At 73.2% G+C, this 17,712-nt stretch carries 16 protein-coding genes and 5 tRNA genes; 9 read left to right on the top strand and 12 right to left on the bottom strand.

From position 1 onward, the window contains the following. Positions 1–76: 76 nt before the first annotated feature. The gene (locus ACFWRT_RS23195) at positions 77–541 is read right to left on the bottom strand and encodes a TIGR02611 family protein (protein WP_380953450.1); all 465 of its coding nucleotides are present in this window, start codon (positions 539–541) and stop codon (positions 77–79) included. A gap of 190 nt (positions 542–731) precedes the next feature. On the opposite strand from ACFWRT_RS23195, the gene ACFWRT_RS23190 reads away from it, so the two are divergent. Further along, on the top strand, positions 732–1,145 hold the full coding sequence (locus tag ACFWRT_RS23190) for an SsgA family sporulation/cell division regulator (RefSeq protein WP_003959770.1): 414 nt from the start codon (positions 732–734) through the stop codon (positions 1,143–1,145). A gap of 288 nt (positions 1,146–1,433) precedes the next feature. Next, positions 1,434–2,036: a CGNR zinc finger domain-containing protein gene (locus ACFWRT_RS23185; RefSeq protein ID WP_380953449.1), complete on the top strand. Its 603-nt coding sequence runs from the start codon at positions 1,434–1,436 to the stop codon at positions 2,034–2,036. A 7-nt stretch (positions 2,037–2,043) separates the two neighbouring features. On the opposite strand, the gene ACFWRT_RS23180 is transcribed toward ACFWRT_RS23185, so the two are convergent. Both ACFWRT_RS23180 and ACFWRT_RS23175 read right to left on the bottom strand, forming a co-directional pair. After that, complete coding sequence (locus tag ACFWRT_RS23180; protein WP_018515251.1) at positions 2,044–2,199, bottom strand: hypothetical protein; 156 nt, start codon at positions 2,197–2,199, stop codon at positions 2,044–2,046. 298 nt (positions 2,200–2,497) lie between these two features. Beyond that, the gene (locus tag ACFWRT_RS23175; RefSeq protein WP_380953448.1) at positions 2,498–2,971 is read right to left on the bottom strand and encodes a hypothetical protein; all 474 of its coding nucleotides are present in this window, start codon (positions 2,969–2,971) and stop codon (positions 2,498–2,500) included. 181 nt (positions 2,972–3,152) lie between these two features. On the opposite strand from ACFWRT_RS23175, the gene ACFWRT_RS23170 reads away from it, so the two are divergent. Continuing rightward, entirely contained in the window at positions 3,153–3,668 is a 516-nt protein-coding gene (locus ACFWRT_RS23170) for a DsbA family protein (protein ID WP_380953447.1), read from the top strand. A gap of 100 nt (positions 3,669–3,768) precedes the next feature. On the opposite strand, the gene ACFWRT_RS23165 is transcribed toward ACFWRT_RS23170, so the two are convergent. The 3 genes from ACFWRT_RS23165 to ACFWRT_RS23155 all read right to left on the bottom strand — a co-directional run bounded on the left by ACFWRT_RS23165 (position 3,769) and on the right by ACFWRT_RS23155 (position 6,576). Further along, positions 3,769–4,605: a GNAT family N-acetyltransferase gene (locus ACFWRT_RS23165; RefSeq protein WP_380953446.1), complete on the bottom strand. Its 837-nt coding sequence runs from the start codon at positions 4,603–4,605 to the stop codon at positions 3,769–3,771. Positions 4,606–4,699: 94 nt separating this feature from the next. Then, complete coding sequence (locus ACFWRT_RS23160) at positions 4,700–5,521, bottom strand: aminotransferase class IV (RefSeq protein ID WP_380953445.1); 822 nt, start codon at positions 5,519–5,521, stop codon at positions 4,700–4,702. After that, positions 5,518–6,576: a chorismate-binding protein gene (locus tag ACFWRT_RS23155; RefSeq protein WP_380953497.1), complete on the bottom strand. Its 1,059-nt coding sequence runs from the start codon at positions 6,574–6,576 to the stop codon at positions 5,518–5,520. The genes ACFWRT_RS23160 and ACFWRT_RS23155 overlap by 4 nt, the downstream gene beginning before the upstream one ends. Before the next feature lie 174 nt (positions 6,577–6,750). Between ACFWRT_RS23155 and ACFWRT_RS23150 the strand changes: the two genes are divergently transcribed. The 5 genes from ACFWRT_RS23150 (at position 6,751) to ACFWRT_RS23130 (ending at position 7,215) form a co-directional block, all read left to right on the top strand. After that, positions 6,751–6,823: transfer RNA gene (locus tag ACFWRT_RS23150), tRNA-Gly, on the top strand. Between the two features lie 38 nt (positions 6,824–6,861). Next, positions 6,862–6,935: transfer RNA gene (locus ACFWRT_RS23145), tRNA-Cys, on the top strand. Position 6,936: 1 nt separating this feature from the next. Next, positions 6,937–7,008 (top strand) — tRNA-Val (locus tag ACFWRT_RS23140). A gap of 37 nt (positions 7,009–7,045) precedes the next feature. Beyond that, positions 7,046–7,117 (top strand) — tRNA-Val (locus ACFWRT_RS23135). A 23-nt stretch (positions 7,118–7,140) separates the two neighbouring features. Next, positions 7,141–7,215, top strand: a tRNA-Val gene (locus ACFWRT_RS23130). Between the two features lie 66 nt (positions 7,216–7,281). Here the strand turns inward: ACFWRT_RS23130 and ACFWRT_RS23125 are convergent. The 3 genes from ACFWRT_RS23125 to ACFWRT_RS23115 form a co-directional block, all read right to left on the bottom strand. Then, a complete protein-coding gene (locus tag ACFWRT_RS23125; protein WP_380953444.1) occupies positions 7,282–7,587 on the bottom strand; it encodes a TFIIB-type zinc ribbon-containing protein in 306 nt (101 codons plus the stop codon). Between the two features lie 66 nt (positions 7,588–7,653). Further along, positions 7,654–8,673: a phosphotransferase family protein gene (locus ACFWRT_RS23120; protein ID WP_380953443.1), complete on the bottom strand. Its 1,020-nt coding sequence runs from the start codon at positions 8,671–8,673 to the stop codon at positions 7,654–7,656. 622 nt (positions 8,674–9,295) lie between these two features. After that, a complete protein-coding gene (locus ACFWRT_RS23115) occupies positions 9,296–9,502 on the bottom strand; it encodes a hypothetical protein (protein ID WP_326706790.1) in 207 nt (68 codons plus the stop codon). Between the two features lie 604 nt (positions 9,503–10,106). Here ACFWRT_RS23115 and ACFWRT_RS23110 point away from each other — a divergent pair. Continuing rightward, positions 10,107–11,465, top strand: a complete 1,359-nt coding sequence (locus ACFWRT_RS23110; RefSeq protein WP_380953442.1) for a serine/threonine-protein kinase — start codon at positions 10,107–10,109, stop codon at positions 11,463–11,465. Between the two features lie 7 nt (positions 11,466–11,472). On the opposite strand, the gene ACFWRT_RS23105 is transcribed toward ACFWRT_RS23110, so the two are convergent. From ACFWRT_RS23105 to cobT, 3 genes are all read right to left on the bottom strand, one after another. Beyond that, on the bottom strand, positions 11,473–12,291 hold the full coding sequence (locus tag ACFWRT_RS23105; protein ID WP_380953441.1) for a TrmH family RNA methyltransferase: 819 nt from the start codon (positions 12,289–12,291) through the stop codon (positions 11,473–11,475). A gap of 111 nt (positions 12,292–12,402) precedes the next feature. Continuing rightward, a complete protein-coding gene (gene cobA, locus ACFWRT_RS23100) occupies positions 12,403–13,716 on the bottom strand; it encodes a uroporphyrinogen-III C-methyltransferase (RefSeq protein ID WP_380953440.1) in 1,314 nt (437 codons plus the stop codon). Between the two features lie 360 nt (positions 13,717–14,076). Further along, positions 14,077–17,631 (bottom strand): nicotinate-nucleotide--dimethylbenzimidazole phosphoribosyltransferase, encoded by a 3,555-nt coding sequence (gene cobT / locus ACFWRT_RS23095; protein ID WP_380953439.1) that lies wholly within the window; start codon positions 17,629–17,631, stop codon positions 14,077–14,079. Between the last annotated feature and the right edge of the window lie 81 nt (positions 17,632–17,712).

Below are 17,712 nucleotides of genomic sequence, written 5' to 3'. Positions count from 1 at the left end.
GCGCACCGCAAACATTACCCCATGTCAGCGGTGCTTCCGGACCGTCCCCGGCGCCGGCCACCCGCAGTCCGCGTCCCTACTCGCCGACCGTCCACGGCAGGGCGAGGCCGAACTTCCAGACGTAGATCCCGACCAGCACCGCCGCGATCACCAGCCCCACCGCGGTGAGGATGATGTTGCGCCGCCGGACCTTGGGATCCAGCGCCCGCTGGGCGGCCTCGGTGACCTTGCGCTTGGTCCAGCGCAGCACCAGTTGGGCCCAGACGAACTCGGTCGCCCAGATCGCCATACCGCCGAAGATCACCAGCCAGCCGGGCCCCGGCAGCACCAGCATCAGCACACCGGCCACCACCACCCCCAGGCCGACGACGAAGACGCCGACCTGCCAGCTCAGGTGCAACGGTTTGGACGCCTTGATGAAGCCCGGCGCCCGCGATCCCAGCTCGCGTTCCACCTTTTCCACTCCGGTCGTGCCCCCCGGAGCGGACTCCGGGGACGCCTTCTCGGCAGCCTCGATCCGCTCGTCACTCTCCGCATTCATGGAGCTCAACCTACCCGACCCGTCGTCGTCACTTGAATGGGCGCATGACTCAAAGTTACACACCGCTGAGCGAGGGACCCGAAGCATCACAAATGGGTCAGAGGGGTTTACAACGCCACCGTAGGTGGCATGTCGATTTCGCCGACGTGCGAATCCCCGAGCGCACACTGAGCGAAAGGCCCTGGCGCTTATGAACACCACGGTCAGCTGCGAGCTGCACCTGCGCCTCGTTGTGTCGAGCGAGTCCTCACTGCCTGTACCCGCGGGCCTGCGGTATGACACGGCCGATCCCTATGCCGTGCACGCCACCTTCCACACCGGAGCGGAGGAGACGGTCGAGTGGGTTTTCGCCCGTGACCTCCTTGCCGAGGGGCTGCACCGGCCCACCGGCACCGGAGACGTCCGCGTCTGGCCATCTCGTAGTCACGGTCAAGGCGTCGTCTGCATCGCCCTGAGCTCTCCAGAGGGAGAAGCCCTGCTCGAAGCTCCGGCGCGAGCCCTGGAGTCGTTCCTGAAGAGGACCGACGCCGCGGTTCCGCCCGGCACCGAGCATCGTCACTTCGATCTCGACACGGAGCTCTCCCACATCCTGGCCGAGAGCTGAGCCAGGCCGATAGCTGCCCGGCGCCGTCCGACTCGGGGAGACGGCGTCGCGCGGACAACCACATAAGGCAGACACCGGCGCCGTCGCCGCGGAATCCACCGCGGTGACGGCGCCTGTGCGTGCGCCACGCCCCCAGGAGCGGATCGGTGGCCTCCTGCATGCCGACGGCCTCGGTGAGGTGTCTCCGCTCGCCCGCAGGCCCGCACCGGGCCGGGGAGCGGCCGGGTGAGCCAGTAGAGTCAGCCGCCATCGGCGGGCGCCCGCCCGCCGGAGGCCAGGGAGCGAAGCGTGCTGATCCCTCACGACACCCGGATCGCCCTCGACACGGTGGTCGATCTGGTGAACACCGCACCGGAGAGCGAGCCGCCCGAGGACGGCTCCGGCCCGACGGACGGAACCGTGGACGGGCCCGAGGACGGGCTCGCCGATCTCCCGGCGCTGTACGCCTTCGCCGAGCGCCACCTCATCAGCGGCGTCGGCACCCTCGGCGAGAAGGACCTCGAAGCCGTACAGGCCGTACGGAGCCGCTTCGCCGAGGTCTTCGCCGCGCCCGACGCCCGTACGGCGGCCGACCTCGTGAACCGGCTCGTCGCCGCGGCCGGGACCACGCCCCAGCTCACCGACCACGACGGCTACGACTGGCACGTGCACTACTTCGCCCCGGACGCCTCGCTTTCCGACCACCTCGCGGCCGACTGCGGCATGGCGCTGGCCTTCATCATCGTGGCCGGCGAGCAGGAGCGGCTGCGGCGCTGCGAGGCGCCCGACTGCGGACGCGCCTTCGTCGACCTCTCGCGCAACCGGTCCCGGCGCTACTGCTCCAGCCGCACCTGCGGCAACCGGCTCCACGTCGCCGCGTACCGGGCCCGGCGCCGGGAGGCCGGGGCCTAGGGCCGGGTCATAACAGGAACAGGTCGTGCAGCGCCGCCATCAGCAGCAGACTCCCGACGACCGTCAGGAAGATCATCAGGGGTGGCTGGGAAAGCGCGAAGAGGCAGCCACGGGGCTCTTCGGCGGGGGGTGCGGGGGCTTCGCCCCGGGATGTGTCCACCATCTCGGGGTGATCATGACTCACCCGCGACCCGGTTGGCGGTCAACCTGACCTATTGAGCCGGGAGTTCACCGTCCCGTGGCCCTCCGGAATCGCTCCGGCGTCCGAGACGCCGTCAGGCATTCGGACCCGGCCCGGCGAAAACCGCGCGTGTTTCCGACGCCGTGCGCGTTTCCGACGCCGTGCGTGTTTTTCCGACGCCGCGCGTGTTTCCGACGCCGTGCGAGTCTCGGATGCCGTGCGAGTCTCGGATGCCGTGCGAGTCTCGGATGCCGTGCGAGTCTCGGATGCCGTGCGTGTCTCAGATGCCGTGCTTCTTCAGGATCGCCTCGATGTCGCTGAAGTCGTCGCCGGGCGCCGCCGCCTCCTGCTTCTTCTTCGGCTTCGCCGTAGCCGCCGACGGAGCCGACGCCGGCCGGGCCCGGCCGCCGGCGCCAAGCGAGGGCGCCGAGGCTCCCGGGGCGACGGCCTCGTTGCGCTCGGCGGCCCGCGCGGCCTTGCGCTCCGCGCGGGTGGTGCCGGTGCGGCGCTCGATGGCCCGGGTGGTCATGAAGAGCAGCCAGGCGAGGCCGAGCACGCCGAAGCCGATCCAGACGCTCGGCTTGAACGCGATGCCCGAGACCCACTCGACGACGCCGGTCAGGACGAGCCCTACGGGTACGAGTGAGTAGGCGGCGATCCTGGTCGCGGTGAGGAACCGCTTGCGGTACGCGGTGATCGCGGCGATGCCCAGGCCCGCCGCCGACGCCGCGGAACAGATGGTCTCGGCAAGCATCGGGGCCTCCAGGCGCAGGGGAAACGTCCCCTCCATCCTGCACCGACGACCGGCACAGGGGCCACGGCGCCGGTCCACTTCAGGGACATTTCAGGGCCGTGCTCCTCCGCAGGTGCCGGTCACCGCACTGGGCCGCAGGTGCCGATTGGGAGCTGCCGGTACGGCCTGGAAGACTGGCTCCATGAGCGAATCCACCCCTGCGGCGCCGGTCGTCCTCGACCTCTGGTGCGATCTCGAATGCCCCGACTGCCACCAGGCCCTCAGCGATGTACGCGCCGTGCGTGCCCGGTACGGCGACCTTGTCGAGATCCGGCTGCGGCACTTCCCGCTGGAGAAGCACAAGCACGCCTACGCCGCCGCGCAGGCCGCCGAGGAAGCCGCCGTCCAGGGCCAGGACTGGCCGTACATCGAGGCCCTCCTCTCCAGGACCGAGGAGCTCGGGAAGACCGGTGAGCCGGTGCTGCTCGATGCGGCCCGTGAACTGGGGCTGGACGTGGAGGAGTTCGACACCGCGCTCATCGACGGCCGCCATCTGCTGATCGTCGACGCCGACCAGGCGGAGGGCAAGGCGATCGGGGTCACCGGCACGCCCACCTATGTGATCGGGGACGAGCGGCTGGACGGCGGCAAGAGCCAGGAAGGGCTGCGCGAGCGGATCGAGGAGATCGTCGACCGCCGCCTGGCCGCACGGGGCTGACGCCCGCCTGGCCACGAACGCTGACACGCGCCTGGCCGCACAGGGCTGACGCCCGGCTGGCCATGAACGCTGACGTGCGGGCCCGGACGGCAGCGGCTACCTACAGCGCCTTGGCCAGGTTGTACCGCGTCGTCGCGTAGCCGAGCGACTCGTACAGCCGCAGCGCCGGGGTGTTGGCCGCGAAGACGTGCAGGCCGAGCCGGTCCTGGCCCCAGGAGCGGGTCTCGTCCTCGGCGAGGAGCATCAGGGCCCGCCCGAAGCCGCGGCCGCGGTGCTCCTCGCGCACCTCGACGTCGAAGACGAATCCGGCGGTCCGGCCGGGCTCCAGCTCCCGCAGGGCCAGCCAGACGTGGCCGACCACCGCGCCACCGTGGACCAGCACCCGGAACCGTACGTTCTCGGTGGCCAGCCCGTCCGGGAGGTTCCCGGCGTGGTCGGCCTCCGACTTGAGCCGGGCCTGCTCGGGCGGTACGCCGCGGTCGATCCACTCCTGCGCGTAGGACCGGACCGCCTCGCGCAGCCACTCCGCGTACTCCTGCTCGCTCATCGGCCGCGCGGTGAGGCCCTCGGGGAGCGGTACGGGGTCGGGGCCGAGGGTCTTGACCATGTTGCGGCTGCGTTCGGTGTAGCCGAGTGCGGTGGCGAGGCGGCGGGCGGGGTCATTGTCCGCCGGGACCTCGGTCCGTACGTGGGTGCAGCCCCAGCCCCGCAGCACCTCCTCGGCGGCGAGCGCGGCGATGGTGCCCCGGCCGCGCCTGCGCCGCGCCTCGTCGACGCCGAGGGAGCGCACCACCCCGGCCGAGGCGCCGAACGCGTCGTCGGTGCTGATCGACACGGCGCCGACGGGCCGGCCGTTGTCGCACACGTCGTAACTGCGCGCCCGCGCACCGTCGGCGCCTTGCTGGAGCGGCCCGGACGGCCGGAGTGTCGTGGTCATCAAGGGTTTGTATCCCCTGCGCGGTCCCACGTCACGCGCTTTTCCGGTCCGGGAGAAAGGGCTTACGGCCGGAAAACGCTTACGGGTTCGACGCTTACGGGTCCAGGTCGTTCCCGGCCCGCTCGTCGAAGATCCGCATGGCCTTCGCCGTCACCGGCCCGGGCTCCGGCGCCAGCTCCCGGTCGTCGACGCGGTGCACGGCCTGGATGTCACGGAGGGTCGAGGTCAGGAAGATCTCGTCGGCCTCGGCGAGCACCTCCATCGGCAGGTCGCTCTCCTGCGCCCCGGTCCACTCCACGGCCAGGGCCCGGGTGATCCCCGCGAGGCATCCGGAGGCGACCGGCGGGGTGTGGATGCGGCCGTCCAGCACGACGAACACGTTGGACCCGGTCCCCTCGCAGAGCCGGCCGGCCGTGTTCGGGAACAGCGCCTCGGAGGCCCCCCGCTCGCGGGCCCGGGCGAGGGCGACGACGTTCTCCGCGTACGAGGTGGTCTTGAGCCCGGTGAGCGCGCCGCGCTCGTTACGGGTCCAGGGGACCGTGATCACGGCGGTGGTGTCCGGGCGGCGGCTCACCCCGTCCAGCGCGACGACGAGGCTGGGCCCGGCGGTGCCGCGATCCGAGCCGAGCGGGGAGAGCCCGCCGGTGTACGTGATCCGGAGCCGCCCGAGGGTGACGGGGTTGGCGTCGATGACCGCCGTGGTGGCGCGCCGGACCTCGTCCAGGTCCGGGTCGGGCAGGCCGAGGCCGCGCGCGGAGCGGATGAGGCGGTCGAGGTGGCGGGTGAGGGCGAAGGGCTTGCCCTCACCGGTGCGGACCGTCTCGAAGATGCCGTCGCCCACGGTCAGCCCGTGGTCCAGCACCGACAGCCGGGCATCATCGGCGTCCCGTAGTCCGCCGTTGACCCAAATCCTCATGAAACGGTCCTTCCTGTCTGTTCGAACCCGGTCTGCTCGAACGTGCCCGACGCTACAGCGAGCAGCCGCGACGCCTTCAGTTCGGTCTCGTCCCACTCGCGCTCCGGGTCGGATCCCCAGGTGATGCCGGCGCCGGTCCCGAAGCGGAGAAGGGGCGCGGGGCCGGTGCGGTCGATCCAGAACGTCCGTATGCCCACCGCCAGGGAGGCCGTGCCCCGGTCGGCGTCGACCCAGCCGACCGCGCCGCAGTACGGCCCGCGCGGCGCTCGCTCCAGCTCCTCGATGATCCGCAGCGCACTGGACTTGGGCGCCCCGGTGACCGAACCGGGCGGGAACGCCGCCGCCAGCAGCTCCGGCCACCCCGCCCCCTCGGGCAGCTCACCCCGCACGGTGGAGACGAGGTGGACAAGGCCCGGGTGCTTCTCGACGACGCAGAGGTCGGGGACGGTGACGCTGCCGGTCGCGCAGACCCGGCCGAGGTCGTTACGGACCAGGTCCACGATCATCACGTTCTCCGCGTGGTCCTTCTCCAGCAGATCGCCCTCGGTGCGCCCGGTCCCCTTGATCGGCCCGGACTCGACGGTCCGCCCGTCCCGGCGGAGGAACAGCTCGGGGGACGCGGTGGCGACCTCCACCCCGTGGCCGGGCAGGCGGATCGTTCCTGCGTACGGGGCCGGGTTGCCGCGCGCGAGCAGGCCGGTCAGGGCGTCCACGTCGGCCCGGCCGGGCTCGGTCTCGGGCAGCGGCGCGGAGAGAACCCGGCAGAGGTTGGCCTGGTAGACCTCGCCCGCGGCGATGTATTCACGGATCCGCCGTACGCCCGCCGTGTAGGCGTCACGGTCCAGTGAGCTCGCCCACTCCCCGGCGGCGGGGCCGCGCCAGGCTCCGGGCACGGGGGCGGGCACGTCCTCCCGGCGTACGGAGGAGAAGCGGGCGCAGACGGCACGACCCTCGAAATCTGCGCATACCGCCCAGAAACCGGACGAATCCAAAGCCGAGGGATCGTGGGTCACATCCTGGAGACCGGAGGCGACGAGGCCGCCGAAGCGGGCCATGGGAGCGAGGGGGAACACCCTGCCGAGTCTAGAACCGCCCGCGATGACCTGCGTCGGGGCGACGGTACGGCGGCGCTACGGCGACCATCTGCGCAAACGCGTTTTTGTACTGGCCCGGGAATCCGCTAGAGTTCAACACGTCGCCGGGACGCGCAAGCGGGCCGGGAAAGACAAGCGGACGTAGCTCAGTTGGTAGAGCGCAACCTTGCCAAGGTTGAGGTCGCCAGTTCGAACCTGGTCGTCCGCTCGCAGAAGGTGGGGGATTCTTCCCGAACCCCCATCCCTGGTGGAGTGGCCGAGAGGCGAGGCAACGGCCTGCAAAGCCGTCTACACGGGTTCAAATCCCGTCTCCACCTCCAAGGACGATTAGCTCAGCGGGAGAGCGCTTCCCTGACACGGAAGAGGTCACTGGTTCAATCCCAGTATCGTCCACTGATCCGCAAGGATCATCGGTCCGCAAGGATCACCCGCGCGATTAGCTCAGCGGGAGAGCGCTTCCCTGACACGGAAGAGGTCACTGGTTCAATCCCAGTATCGCGCACGCAGTACACGCGGGTTCGCCCTGCGCGATTAGCTCAGCGGGAGAGCGCTTCCCTGACACGGAAGAGGTCACTGGTTCAATCCCAGTATCGCGCACCACCGAGAACCCCCGGTCGTATCGACGACCGGGGGTTCTTCTGTGCGTCTCGGAAGGCTTCGGAAGGCTCAGGACGAGAAGAGCATCCGGCCGAAGCCCTTCTGGCGGTGGTGGCCGTGGTGCCCGCCGTGCTGCTGGCCGTACTGCGGGGCGCCCCAGGCCGGGGCGTGGGCCGGCGGAGCCGCCTGCGGGTAGGCCTGGGGGGCGGGCGGCGGGGGCGGGGCCTGCTGGGCCCACTGCGACTCCAGGCGGGTCAGCGACTCCAGCTCGCCGTAGTCGAGGAATATCCCCCGGCAGCCGCTGCACTGCTCGATCTGGACGCCGTTGCGGTTGTACGTCTGCATCTGCGCGTGACACTTGGGACACTGCATCATTCGGCTCGGCTCCTCGCCCTCGTCGTACCGTCACCGGAAAGCCTGCCCGGTAGTGGTCCGTTCAGCCTACGACGCGGACCCGGCCGCCAACTCGGGCGGGAATGTAGCGATTCGGGCACAGGAATCGATCATCAGCTGCTCCATCTCGTCCGGCTCCCGCCCCTCAGCCGCGCACTTGGCGAGGGCGACGGCCGCCGTCTGGACCGTCAGCGCACGGGCGGGGACGTCCAGTTGCGGCCAGGGGTCACCCTCGGCGGGCACGGCGGGGCCACCGGCGGACCGGTAGGCGTCCAGGAACAGCAGCCAGTCCTCCGGGGCCAGCACCCCGGCCGCGTACCAGGCGGCGGGCCGGGCGAGGTCCCAGGCGGGGTCCCCCTGCCCCGCGTCGTCCACATCGATGAGCAACCAGGGCCCGTCCGGGGCGGGATGGCGGACGAGCTGCCCCAGGTGCAGGTCCCCGTGGCAGAGGAAGCCGGACCGTGCGGCAGGCGGTGCGGCCTCACCCCGCGCCCAGGCCGGCAGGGCACGCCAGGCGGCCTGTACGGGGAGGACCGCGGCGTCGCCGGGGAGGGCGGCGATCGTCCGGGCGACCGCGCGGGCCGCCTTGAGGGGGCCGCGCATCGGCGGGGCCGGGAGCGGGAGCGGGAGCGGAGAAACGGTTCGGTGGAGGCGGGCGAGCAGGACGGCGGCTTCGGCCCAGGGGGCCGCGTCGGGGTCCCGGGGATCGACCGGGGTGCCGTACGGCCAGAAGGTGACGGGGCGGGGGACGGGCCCCGCCGTATCGGGCGTCCCGGGGGTGGTGAGCGGCGCGAGGAGGATGCCCGACAGCTCCGGCGCCGAGGCCAGGGCGAGGCGGGCCGCCAGGGCGTCGCGGTCGATGTCGGCGGCGTGCGCCTTGGCTACGACGGGGCCGCTACGGACCACGGTCCCGTCCGGCCGGTCGGCCAGGAGCCGGGGCGGCCCGCAGGCGCAGGGGGTTTCGGGCGGGTGGTGGAGGCGGAGGCGGTGGGCCAGGGTGCCCAGCTCATGGATGACGGACTCGCGGGAGGCGGGCTCGGGAGTGGCGGGCTCGGGGACGGGCGACACGGCAGTGGCCGGCCCTGGAGCAACCGGCCCGGCGGCCTCGGAAGCAGCCCGCCCCCCGGGCTGGGGAGTGGGTGTTTCGGGAGCGGGCGGCCCTGGAAGAACCGGCCCGGCGGCCTCGGGGTCGGCGCGCCCCGCGGGCTCGGGAGTGGGTGGCTCACGGTCGACTGAAGTTGAGGTCATACGCAACGGCTCCCCGGCAGCGGTCGGGCCCGGCCCTGCCACCGGTCCCTGCTGAGCGTACGCCGCAGCCGGGGGCGGAAGGCGGTGCAGCCCGCTGGGCGGGGCGCCGGGGCGGGCCTCGCCCGGTTCGTACCGGCGTGTCCCGGTGCCTGTCCCGGTCTCCGTCCCCGTTCCCGGTCTCCGTTCCCGTTCCTGTTCCCGGGCATGCGGCCACATGTCCCCAACCTCGGGTCATGCGGCCACATGTCCCCAACCTCGGGTCATGCGGCCACGTGTCCCCGGCCCCGGAGCAGGCGGCCACGTGAGACCGGTCCGGACAGCGCGATGCCCGGTCAGCTCCCCAGCTGACCGGACAAACGCTGCCGTCCGCCGCACCCCCGTCCCCACGGGGCTGTTGGCCCGATACCTGGGTCCGGACCGCTCTTCCGGACCCTGGCGCCGCTCAGCGCCCCAGCATCACAGCCACGGACGACGCCTGTGTGACCACCGCGTCCCAGCCGCCGAAGGCGACTGCGAGCAGGGCCGCCAGGGGGAGAACCATGGCCGTCGCCACCAAGGGATGACGGGTGCCGGACGGGCGGGCGCCGAACGAGGCGTACGCCTTGCGTCCCTGCGTGCGGATCATGGTCCGCGTTGCCGTGTCCGCCATGGTTCCTCTCCTGACCTGATGTGGAGCGACGGGCGTGTGACCTCGGGGGACGAGTGCTCGCCCGCCGCTTGATCTCAACATTAGGTAACCGGCGAGCACGGGGCGTCATGCCCGCGTACCGAATCCCGGGCCTCCCGGAGGATGAGCCGCCGGTGGTCGGCGTACTCCCCTGGGTGGAGACGGTCCGCCCGGCGTTGGGGACATCCCGGAGGGGTCGCAGGGGGGTCACCACCCCCGGGGGAGGCCCGGGAAGGGCCCCGGCGGGTGACTTCACTCACTCCCCGCACCCTCCGAAGGAGGGTGCGTCGCGTTCCACGACAGCCCCTGAGGACGGTCACCGTGTACGTCCGGGTGGCATGCACGCGCTCTCCGACCGACGCCTCTCGGCCACCATGGCTCGATCCAACACCCTTTGTTCGAACGTTCTTTGCCGCCCCTCCCAGGCCGACGGGCCCGGAACCGCGGCCCGATGACCGCCCTTCACCTTTCCCGCCGTGCACGGACAATCGAATCCCCGGTGAGGGCGCGGCCTCTGAGCGCACCGGGCGCGGGGTACGTAAGCTGTGCCTCGTCAGGCGGACCAGGCAGCGGGGATGGGCAGACGATGGCGATGATGCGGCTCCGGCGCGAGGACCCGCGTCTCGTCGGCTCGTTCCGGCTGCACCGACGGCTCGGCGCGGGCGGCATGGGCGTGGTCTACCTCGGCTCCGACCGGCGCGGTCAGCGGGTGGCGCTCAAGGTGATCCGGCCCGATCTGGCGGAGGACCAGGAGTTCCGTTCGCGGTTCGCGCGCGAGGTGTCCGCCGCGCGGCGGATCCGGGGCGGCTGCACGGCCCGGCTGGTCGCCGCCGATCTGGAGGCGGACCGCCCCTGGTTCGCGACGCAGTACGTCCCCGGCCCCTCCCTGCACGACAAGGTCGCCGAGGAAGGCCCCCTGGCCGCGGCCGAGGTGGCCTCGATCGGCGCGGCGCTCTCCGAGGGCCTGGTCGCCGTGCACGAGGCGGGCGTGGTCCACCGGGATCTCAAGCCGTCGAACATCCTCCTCTCCCCCAAGGGCCCGCGCATCATCGACTTCGGTATCGCCTGGGCGACCGGGGCAAGCACGCTGACCCATGTCGGTACGGCGGTGGGGTCGCCCGGCTTCCTCGCGCCCGAGCAGGTCCGGGGCGCGGCGGTGACCCCCGCGACGGACGTCTTCTCGCTCGGCGCGACGCTGGCGTACGCGGCGATGGCCGACTCCCCCTTCGGGCACGGCAGTTCCGAGGTGATGCTCTACCGCGTGGTGCACGAGGAGGCACAGCTCCACGGGGTGCACGACGCGCTGGCCCCGCTGATCCGCGCCTGCCTGGCGAAGGATCCGGAGGAGCGGCCGAGCACGCTCCAACTGTCCATGCGGCTCAAGGAGATCGCGGCGCGCGAGGCGCAGGGCCTGCACGAGAGCCGGCCGCCCGCCCAGCGTTCGGCCCCGGACACGGACCGGCCCACCGGCCGGCTCGACGGCCCGTACACCGAGCAGCACACCCGCCGCGCGGAAGGCCCGTCCTCGGCCGGCCGGCCGCAGCAGGGCCGGCGGCCCGGGCCTTCGCGTTCGGGGGGCGGGGGCGCGCCGCGCACCGGTGGGTCCCGGCCGCAGCAGCGCTCGCCGCGTTCCACCACGGGGTCCGGGAAGCGGCCGGCTGCGACGAACGGCAGGCCGGGGACGCGTCCCAGGGCCCGTACGACCTCGGCGGGACGGCGTCCGGCCAACCCCAAGCTGCTGCGTCAGCGGCTGGTGGTGTTCGTGGTGGTGACGTTGCTGGTAGCGCTGGGGATCGCGGCCGCGCAGGGATGCCAGGGGCCGGCGCGCGGGCTGGGGGGCGGGGGCGAGCAGCCGAGTCGGCCGAGCGCGGTGTCGCAGGGGCAGCAGGTGCAGGTGCAGGTGCCGATGACGGTTCCGGAGCGAGTCCAGGCCGGGCTGCGTTGAGCCCGGCTCAGCTCTCCGGGCGGCCCGTCGCCACCGCGTAGAACGCGACCGCCGCCGCAGCGCCGACGTTCAGCGAGTCGACGCCGTGCGCCATCGGGATGCGGACCCACTCGTCGGCGCCCATCAGCGCCTTCGTGGACAGCCCCTCCCCCTCCGCGCCCAGCATCAGCGCGACCCGCTCCAGCCGGTGCGGGGCCGCCTCGTCGATGCTGGTGGCCTTGGGGTCGGGGGTGAGGGCGAGGAGCCGGAAGCCCGCTTCCCGTACGGACTCCAGCCCCTTGGGCCAGGCTTCGAGGCGCGCGTACGGTACGGAGAAGACCGCACCCATCGACACCTTGACCGAGCGACGGTAGAGCGGGTCCGCACAGTCCGGGGAGAGCAGGACGGCGTCCATGCCGAGGGCGGCCGCGCTGCGGAAGATCGCACCGATGTTGGTGTGGTCGTTGACCGACTCCATGACCACCACCCGGCGTGCGGTGGTGAGGAGTTCGTCGGAGGTGGGCAGCGGCTTGCGCTGCATGGAGGCGAGCGCCCCGCGGTGGACGTGGTAGCCGGTGACGCGTTCGGCGAGCTCGGGGGCGACGGCGTACACCGGGGCCGGGACCTCGTCGATGACGTCGCGCATGACGTCGACCCACTTGGCGGAGAGCAGCATCGAGCGCATCTCGTACCCGGCGTGCCGGGCGCGCCGGATGACCTTCTCACCCTCCGCGATGAAGAGGCCCTCGGCGGGCTCGCGCCGTCGCCGCAACTCGACGTCGGTCAGGCCGATGTAGTCGCTCAGGCGCGGGTCGTCGGGGTCGTCGATGGTGATGAGATCTGCCACAGGGTGATACTGCCTTGTCCGGTCTGCGGTGCCAACGCCTGGGATGGGATGCGTAACCGCGGGTTACTGGGCGGGGTCCGACTTCACTCGGTCGACTTCACTCGGTCGACTTCACTCGGCCGACGAGGCGTCGTCCGGCTGCGGCGTGGAGTCCGGGCCGACGGCGACGACCTCGCCGATGACGATCACGGCGGGCGGGCGCACGTCTTCGGCGGCCGCGCGCTCACCGACGTCCGCGAGGGTCGCGTCGACCCGGCGCTGGGCGGCGGTGGTGCCCTCCTGGACGAGGGCGACCGGGGTGGCCGGGTCCTTGCCGTGGGCGATCAGGGCGGCGGCGATGGCGCCGATCTTGTCCACGGCCATGAGGAGGACCAGGGTGCCTCGCAGCCGGGCGATCGCCTCCCAGTCGACCAGGGAGCGCGGATCCTCGGGCGCGACATGGCCGCTGACCACGGTGAACTCGTGGGCCACGCCCCGGTGGGTGACCGGGATGCCGGCCGCTCCGGGGACGGAGATGGTGCTGGAGATCCCGGGGACGACCGTGCAGGGGATGCCCTCGGCGGCCAGCGCCTGCGCCTCCTCCATGCCGCGGCCGAAGACGAACGGGTCGCCGCCCTTGAGCCGGACTACGGCCTTGCCGGCCTTGGCGTGCTCGATCAGCGCCTGGTTGATCGCCTCCTGGGCCATGAACCGGCCGTACGGGATCTTCGCCGCGTCGATCACCTCGACGTGCGGCGGCAGTTCGTCGAGCAGGTCGCGGGGGCCGAGGCGGTCGGCGATGACCACGTCGGCCTCGGCGAGGAGGCGGCGGCCGCGCACCGTGATCAGGTCCGGGTCGCCGGGGCCGCCGCCGACCAGGGCGACGCCGGGGGTGTGGTTGCGGTGGTGCGGGGCGGCGATGGTGCCGTCGCGCAGGCCCTCGACGATGGCGTCGCGGAGGGCGGCGGAGTGGCGGGGGTCGCGGCCCCGGGGGGTGGTGTTGAGGACGGCGACGGTGATGTTGTCGATACGGCCGGTGGCGGGGGTCCAGGCCGTGGCGGCCTCGGCGTCGTCGGCCCGTACGCACCAGGTGCGGGTGCGCTCGGCCTCGGCGGAGGCGGCGTCGTTGGCGGCGGTGTCGGAGGAGGCGACGAGGGCGTACCAGGTGTCGGCGAGGTCGCCGTCCTGGTAGCGGCGGCGCTCCCAGCGGATCTCGCCGGCGTCCGCCATGGCCTCGACTGAGGCCGTCGCGGACGGGGAGATCAGGGTGATGACGGCACCGGTGGCGATGAGCTGCGGGAGCCTTCGCTGGGCGACCTGGCCGCCGCCGATGACGACGGTGCGGCGGCCGTGGAGGCGCAGTCCTACGGGGTACGCGGGGTGATCGGCGTGGTCGGTGCGACCAGCGCTCTCGGCGTGACCTGCGTGGTCTGCGTGCTCGGCCATGGCGGTGCGGGCTCCTCGTGCGGGGTGCTGCGTAGGGCCGCTGCGGCGGTGGAGCGGCTGTGACGTGCGGAAGTGGGGGGGGCTGGGTGGGGAACACGATACGGGGTGGGGGCCGGGGGGTGGCTGGGGTGGGGCGCCTGCGGCGGGCCTGTCCCCTCCCCGCCCCTTCCCGAAACCGGGGCTGTGCCCCGGGCCCCCTTCGTCCTCAAGCGCCGGACGGGCTGGGGTTTCGGGGCTGTGCCCTGGGCCCCCTTCGTCCTCAAGCGCCGGACGGGCTGGGGTTTCGGGGCTCCGCCCCGGGCCCCGCTCCTCAAACGCCGGAGGGGCTGAAATGCAAGCGCCCGGAGGGGCTGGAGGGGGCTACTTCTCCGTCACTCCCGCCGCGTCGAACGTCGCCACCTCGTGCATCGCCCGTGCCGCACTCTGCACGATCGGCAGTGCCAGCAGCGCGCCCGTCCCCTCGCCCAGGCGGAGGTCGAGGTCGACCAGGGGGCGCAGGCCCAGTTTGTTGAGGGCGGCCACGTGGCCCGGTTCCGCGCTGCGGTGGCCGGCGATGCAGGCAGCCAAGGCCTCGGGGGCGATGGCGCGGGCGACCAGGGCCGCCGCGCCCGCGCTCACGCCGTCCAGGATCACCGGCGTACGCAGGGAGGCTCCGCCGAGGAGGAAGCCCGCCATCGCGGCGTGTTCCAGGCCGCCGACCGCCGCGAGCACGCCGATCGGGTCGGACGCGTCCGGCTGGTGGAGGTCGAGCGCACGCCGTACGACGTCGACCTTGCGGGCGTGCATCTCGTCGTTGATGCCGGTCCCCCGGCCGGTCACCTCGGAGGCGTCGGCCCCCGTGTAGACGCAGATCAGGGCGGCGGACGCGGTGGTGTTGGCGATGCCCATCTCACCGGTCAGCAGCGCCTTGTTGCCCGCCGCCACCAGGTCGCGGGCGGTCTCGATGCCGACCTCTATGGCGGCCAGGACCTCGTCGCGGGTGAGGGCCGGGCCCGTGGTGAAGTCCGACGTGCCCTTGCGTACCTTGCGCGGCAGCAGGCCCGGCGTCGCGGGCAGGTCCGTGGCGACGCCGACGTCGACGACGCAGACCTCCGCACCGACCTGCGCGGCGAACGCGTTGCAGACGGCTCCGCCCCCGAGGAAGTTCGCCACCATCTGCGCGGTGACCTCCTGCGGCCAGGCCGTGACGCCCTGGGCGTGCACCCCGTGGTCACCGGCGAAGATCGCGACGGCCGCGGGCTCCGGGATCGGTGGCGGGCACATCCGGGAGAGACCGGACAACTGCGCCGAGATGATCTCCAGCATGCCGAGCGCACCGGCCGGCTTGGTCATCCGCTTCTGCCGCTCCCACGCCTCGCCGAGCGCCTTCGCGTCCAGCGGGCGGATGGCGGAGATCGTCTCCTGGAGCAGGTCGTGCGGCTCCTCGCCGGGCAGCGCGCGGCGGCCGTACGTCTCCTCGTGGACGACCCAGGAGAGCGGACGGCGCTTGGACCAGCCCGCCTGGAGCAGCTCGGGCTCCTCGGGGAACTCGTCGACGTAACCGACGCAGAGGTACGCGACCACCTCCAGGTGCTCCGGCAGGCCGAGCGCGCGGACCATCTCGCGCTCGTCGAAGAAGCTCACCCAGCCGACGCCCAGACCCTCGGCACGGGCCGCCAGCCACAGGTTCTCCACAGCGAGCGCCGAGGAGTAGGGGGCCATCTGCGGCTGCGTGTGGCGGCCGAGGGTGTGGCGGCCGCCCCGGGTGGGGTCGGCGGTGACGACGATGTTCACCGGGGTGTCGAGGATCGCCTCGATCTTCAGTTCCTTGAACTGCTTCGCCCGGCCCTTGGGGAGCGACTTGGCGTACGCCTCACGCTGGCGCTGGGCCAGTTCGTGCATGGAGCGCCGCGTCTCGGCGGACCGGATGACGACGAAGTCCCAGGGCTGCGAGTGGCCGACGCTCGGCGCGGTGTGCGCGGCCTCCAGCACCCGGAGCAGGACCTCGTGCGGGATCGGGTCGCCGCGGAAGCCGTTGCGGATGTCCCGGCGCTCGCGCATGACCCGGAGCACCGCCTCGCGTTCGGCGTCGTCGTAGCCGGGAGCGGGCGGGGTCAACGGCTCCTGGGGGGCCGCCGCCTCCGCCGCAGGCTTCTCGACCGGCTGCTCGACGGGCTGCTCGACCGGCTGCTCGTCGAGCTCCGGGGTCTCGATGACCTCGGGTCCTGTGCCGCCCTCGGCGTCGGTCACGGCTGCGGCCACCGGCTCCGGGTCGACAGCGGGGGCGGGGGCAGGGGCGGGCTGTACGGGCTCCGCCGCCGTGGCGGGTTCGGGGGTCGGCTGCGGCGCCGCCTGTTCGGGCTGCGGCTCGGGCTGCGCCTCGGCCGTGGCTGCGGGCTCGGGAGCCTCTACGGCCTCCTCAACCGGCTGTACGGGGTCGGCGGCGAGCGCCTGCTCCTGTACGGGAGCCTGGGGCTCCGGGACGGAGGCGTCCACCGGGACGGACTGCACCGGCGCTTCGGGCTCGGCCGGAGCATCCGCGGGCGCGGCGGGCATCTCCACGGGCGTCTCCGCCGACGCCTCGGCGGGCAGCTCCGTCGGGGCCACCGCTTCCGCCGGAGCTTCCGGCTGCTCGGCGACGACCGGCTCCGGGACGACCGTTTCTGCCGGGGCCACCTGGTCCACCGGCTCGGGCTCCACGACGACCTGATCGGGCACCGGCGCGAGCTCGGGCTCGACCACAGCCTCGGCCTGCACCGGCTGCTCGGCCTCCACCGGCTGCTCGGCCTGCACCGGCTGCTCGGCGGGCTCGGCCGGAACGACCGCCTCGGGCTGGACCACCTCTTCGGGCTCGGCAGACGCGACCGCCTCGGCCTCCGCGGGCTGCGGCACGACCTGCGCGGGCGGGGCCACCGCCTCCGGCGCGACCGGCTGCTCGGCCTCCACCGGCGCCTCCGGCGCTGCGGCCTCGGGCACCGCGACCGGCTCGGCAGGAGCCTCGGCCTCGACGACCCCCTCGGCCGCCGTCTCAGGCTCCACGACCGGCGCGGGCCCAGCGGAAACCGCCACCGGCTCCTCGGCCACGGCCGGTACCGGCGCCTCCGGCTCGGGCTGCTGCTGCGGCGGCGGGCCCCACGGGGACGCGCCCTGCGGCGGGATCTCGCCGAGTTGCGGGCCCGGCAGCTCCGAGGCCGGGCCGGCCGGGGCTTCGAAGTATTCGGGGCCGGTCACCGGCGGGCTCGCGTGGCGGGCGGGAGGTGCCGTGCGCACCGCTCCTGCGGGGCCCCGGTCGGCCAGCGAGCGGACGACGCCGCCGCCCTGCGTGCCGCCGCCGTACGACGGGGCCTCGGCCGGTGCCGGGCCCCGGTGCAGAGGGCGGCGGGCCGGGGCAGGGGCCTGCGCCTGCGCGCCGACCGGCGTGGGGGCCTGCACGGGCGCGGGGGCGGGGGCGGGGGCCGGGATCCGTACGCCGTCGAGGTCGACGGAGCCCGTGTCGCGGCCGCCGGACTCATGGGTGCCGTACGCCTCGGCGGGGAGCGGGGCCTCCTGGCCCTGCGCGGGGACCTGCGGCTGCGTCGCGTACCGCGGCTCCTGGTGCGGGGCCTGGAACTGCGGGTCCGCCTGCTCCTGAGCCGGAGCGGCGGGGGCCGGAGCGGCAGGCGCCGAAGCGGCAGCAGCCGGAGCCGGAGCGGCGGCGGGCGCCTGCGGGGCCGCGGCCTGGGCGGGCTGAGCCCGCGGGGCCGCCACGGTCTGGACCGTCTGCGGGTCGCTCCACGCGCCCTGGGAGGTCGGCATCAGCAGAAGGTCGTCGTCCTCGGGTGCGTGCTCGGAGGGGTCGAGGAAGGTGTACGCGTCCGGGGCGGGGATGCCCGGCTGCTCCACCATGCCTGCGTTCTCCGGCAGTCCCTCGCCCGGGATCCGGCCGGTGTCAGTCATGCGTACCCCTCGCCCATCGTCAGTGCTCCTTCGGCCCTTCGCCCGGGACGCCGAGACCACGGCACGCCGGTGCTCGTCATG

The organism is Streptomyces cyaneofuscatus (genome assembly GCF_042718795.1).
Classification (GTDB): domain Bacteria; phylum Actinomycetota; class Actinomycetes; order Streptomycetales; family Streptomycetaceae; genus Streptomyces; species Streptomyces cyaneofuscatus_A.
Note: the sequence above shows the minus strand (reverse complement) of the source record. Positions and strands in the feature narration are given on the sequence as shown.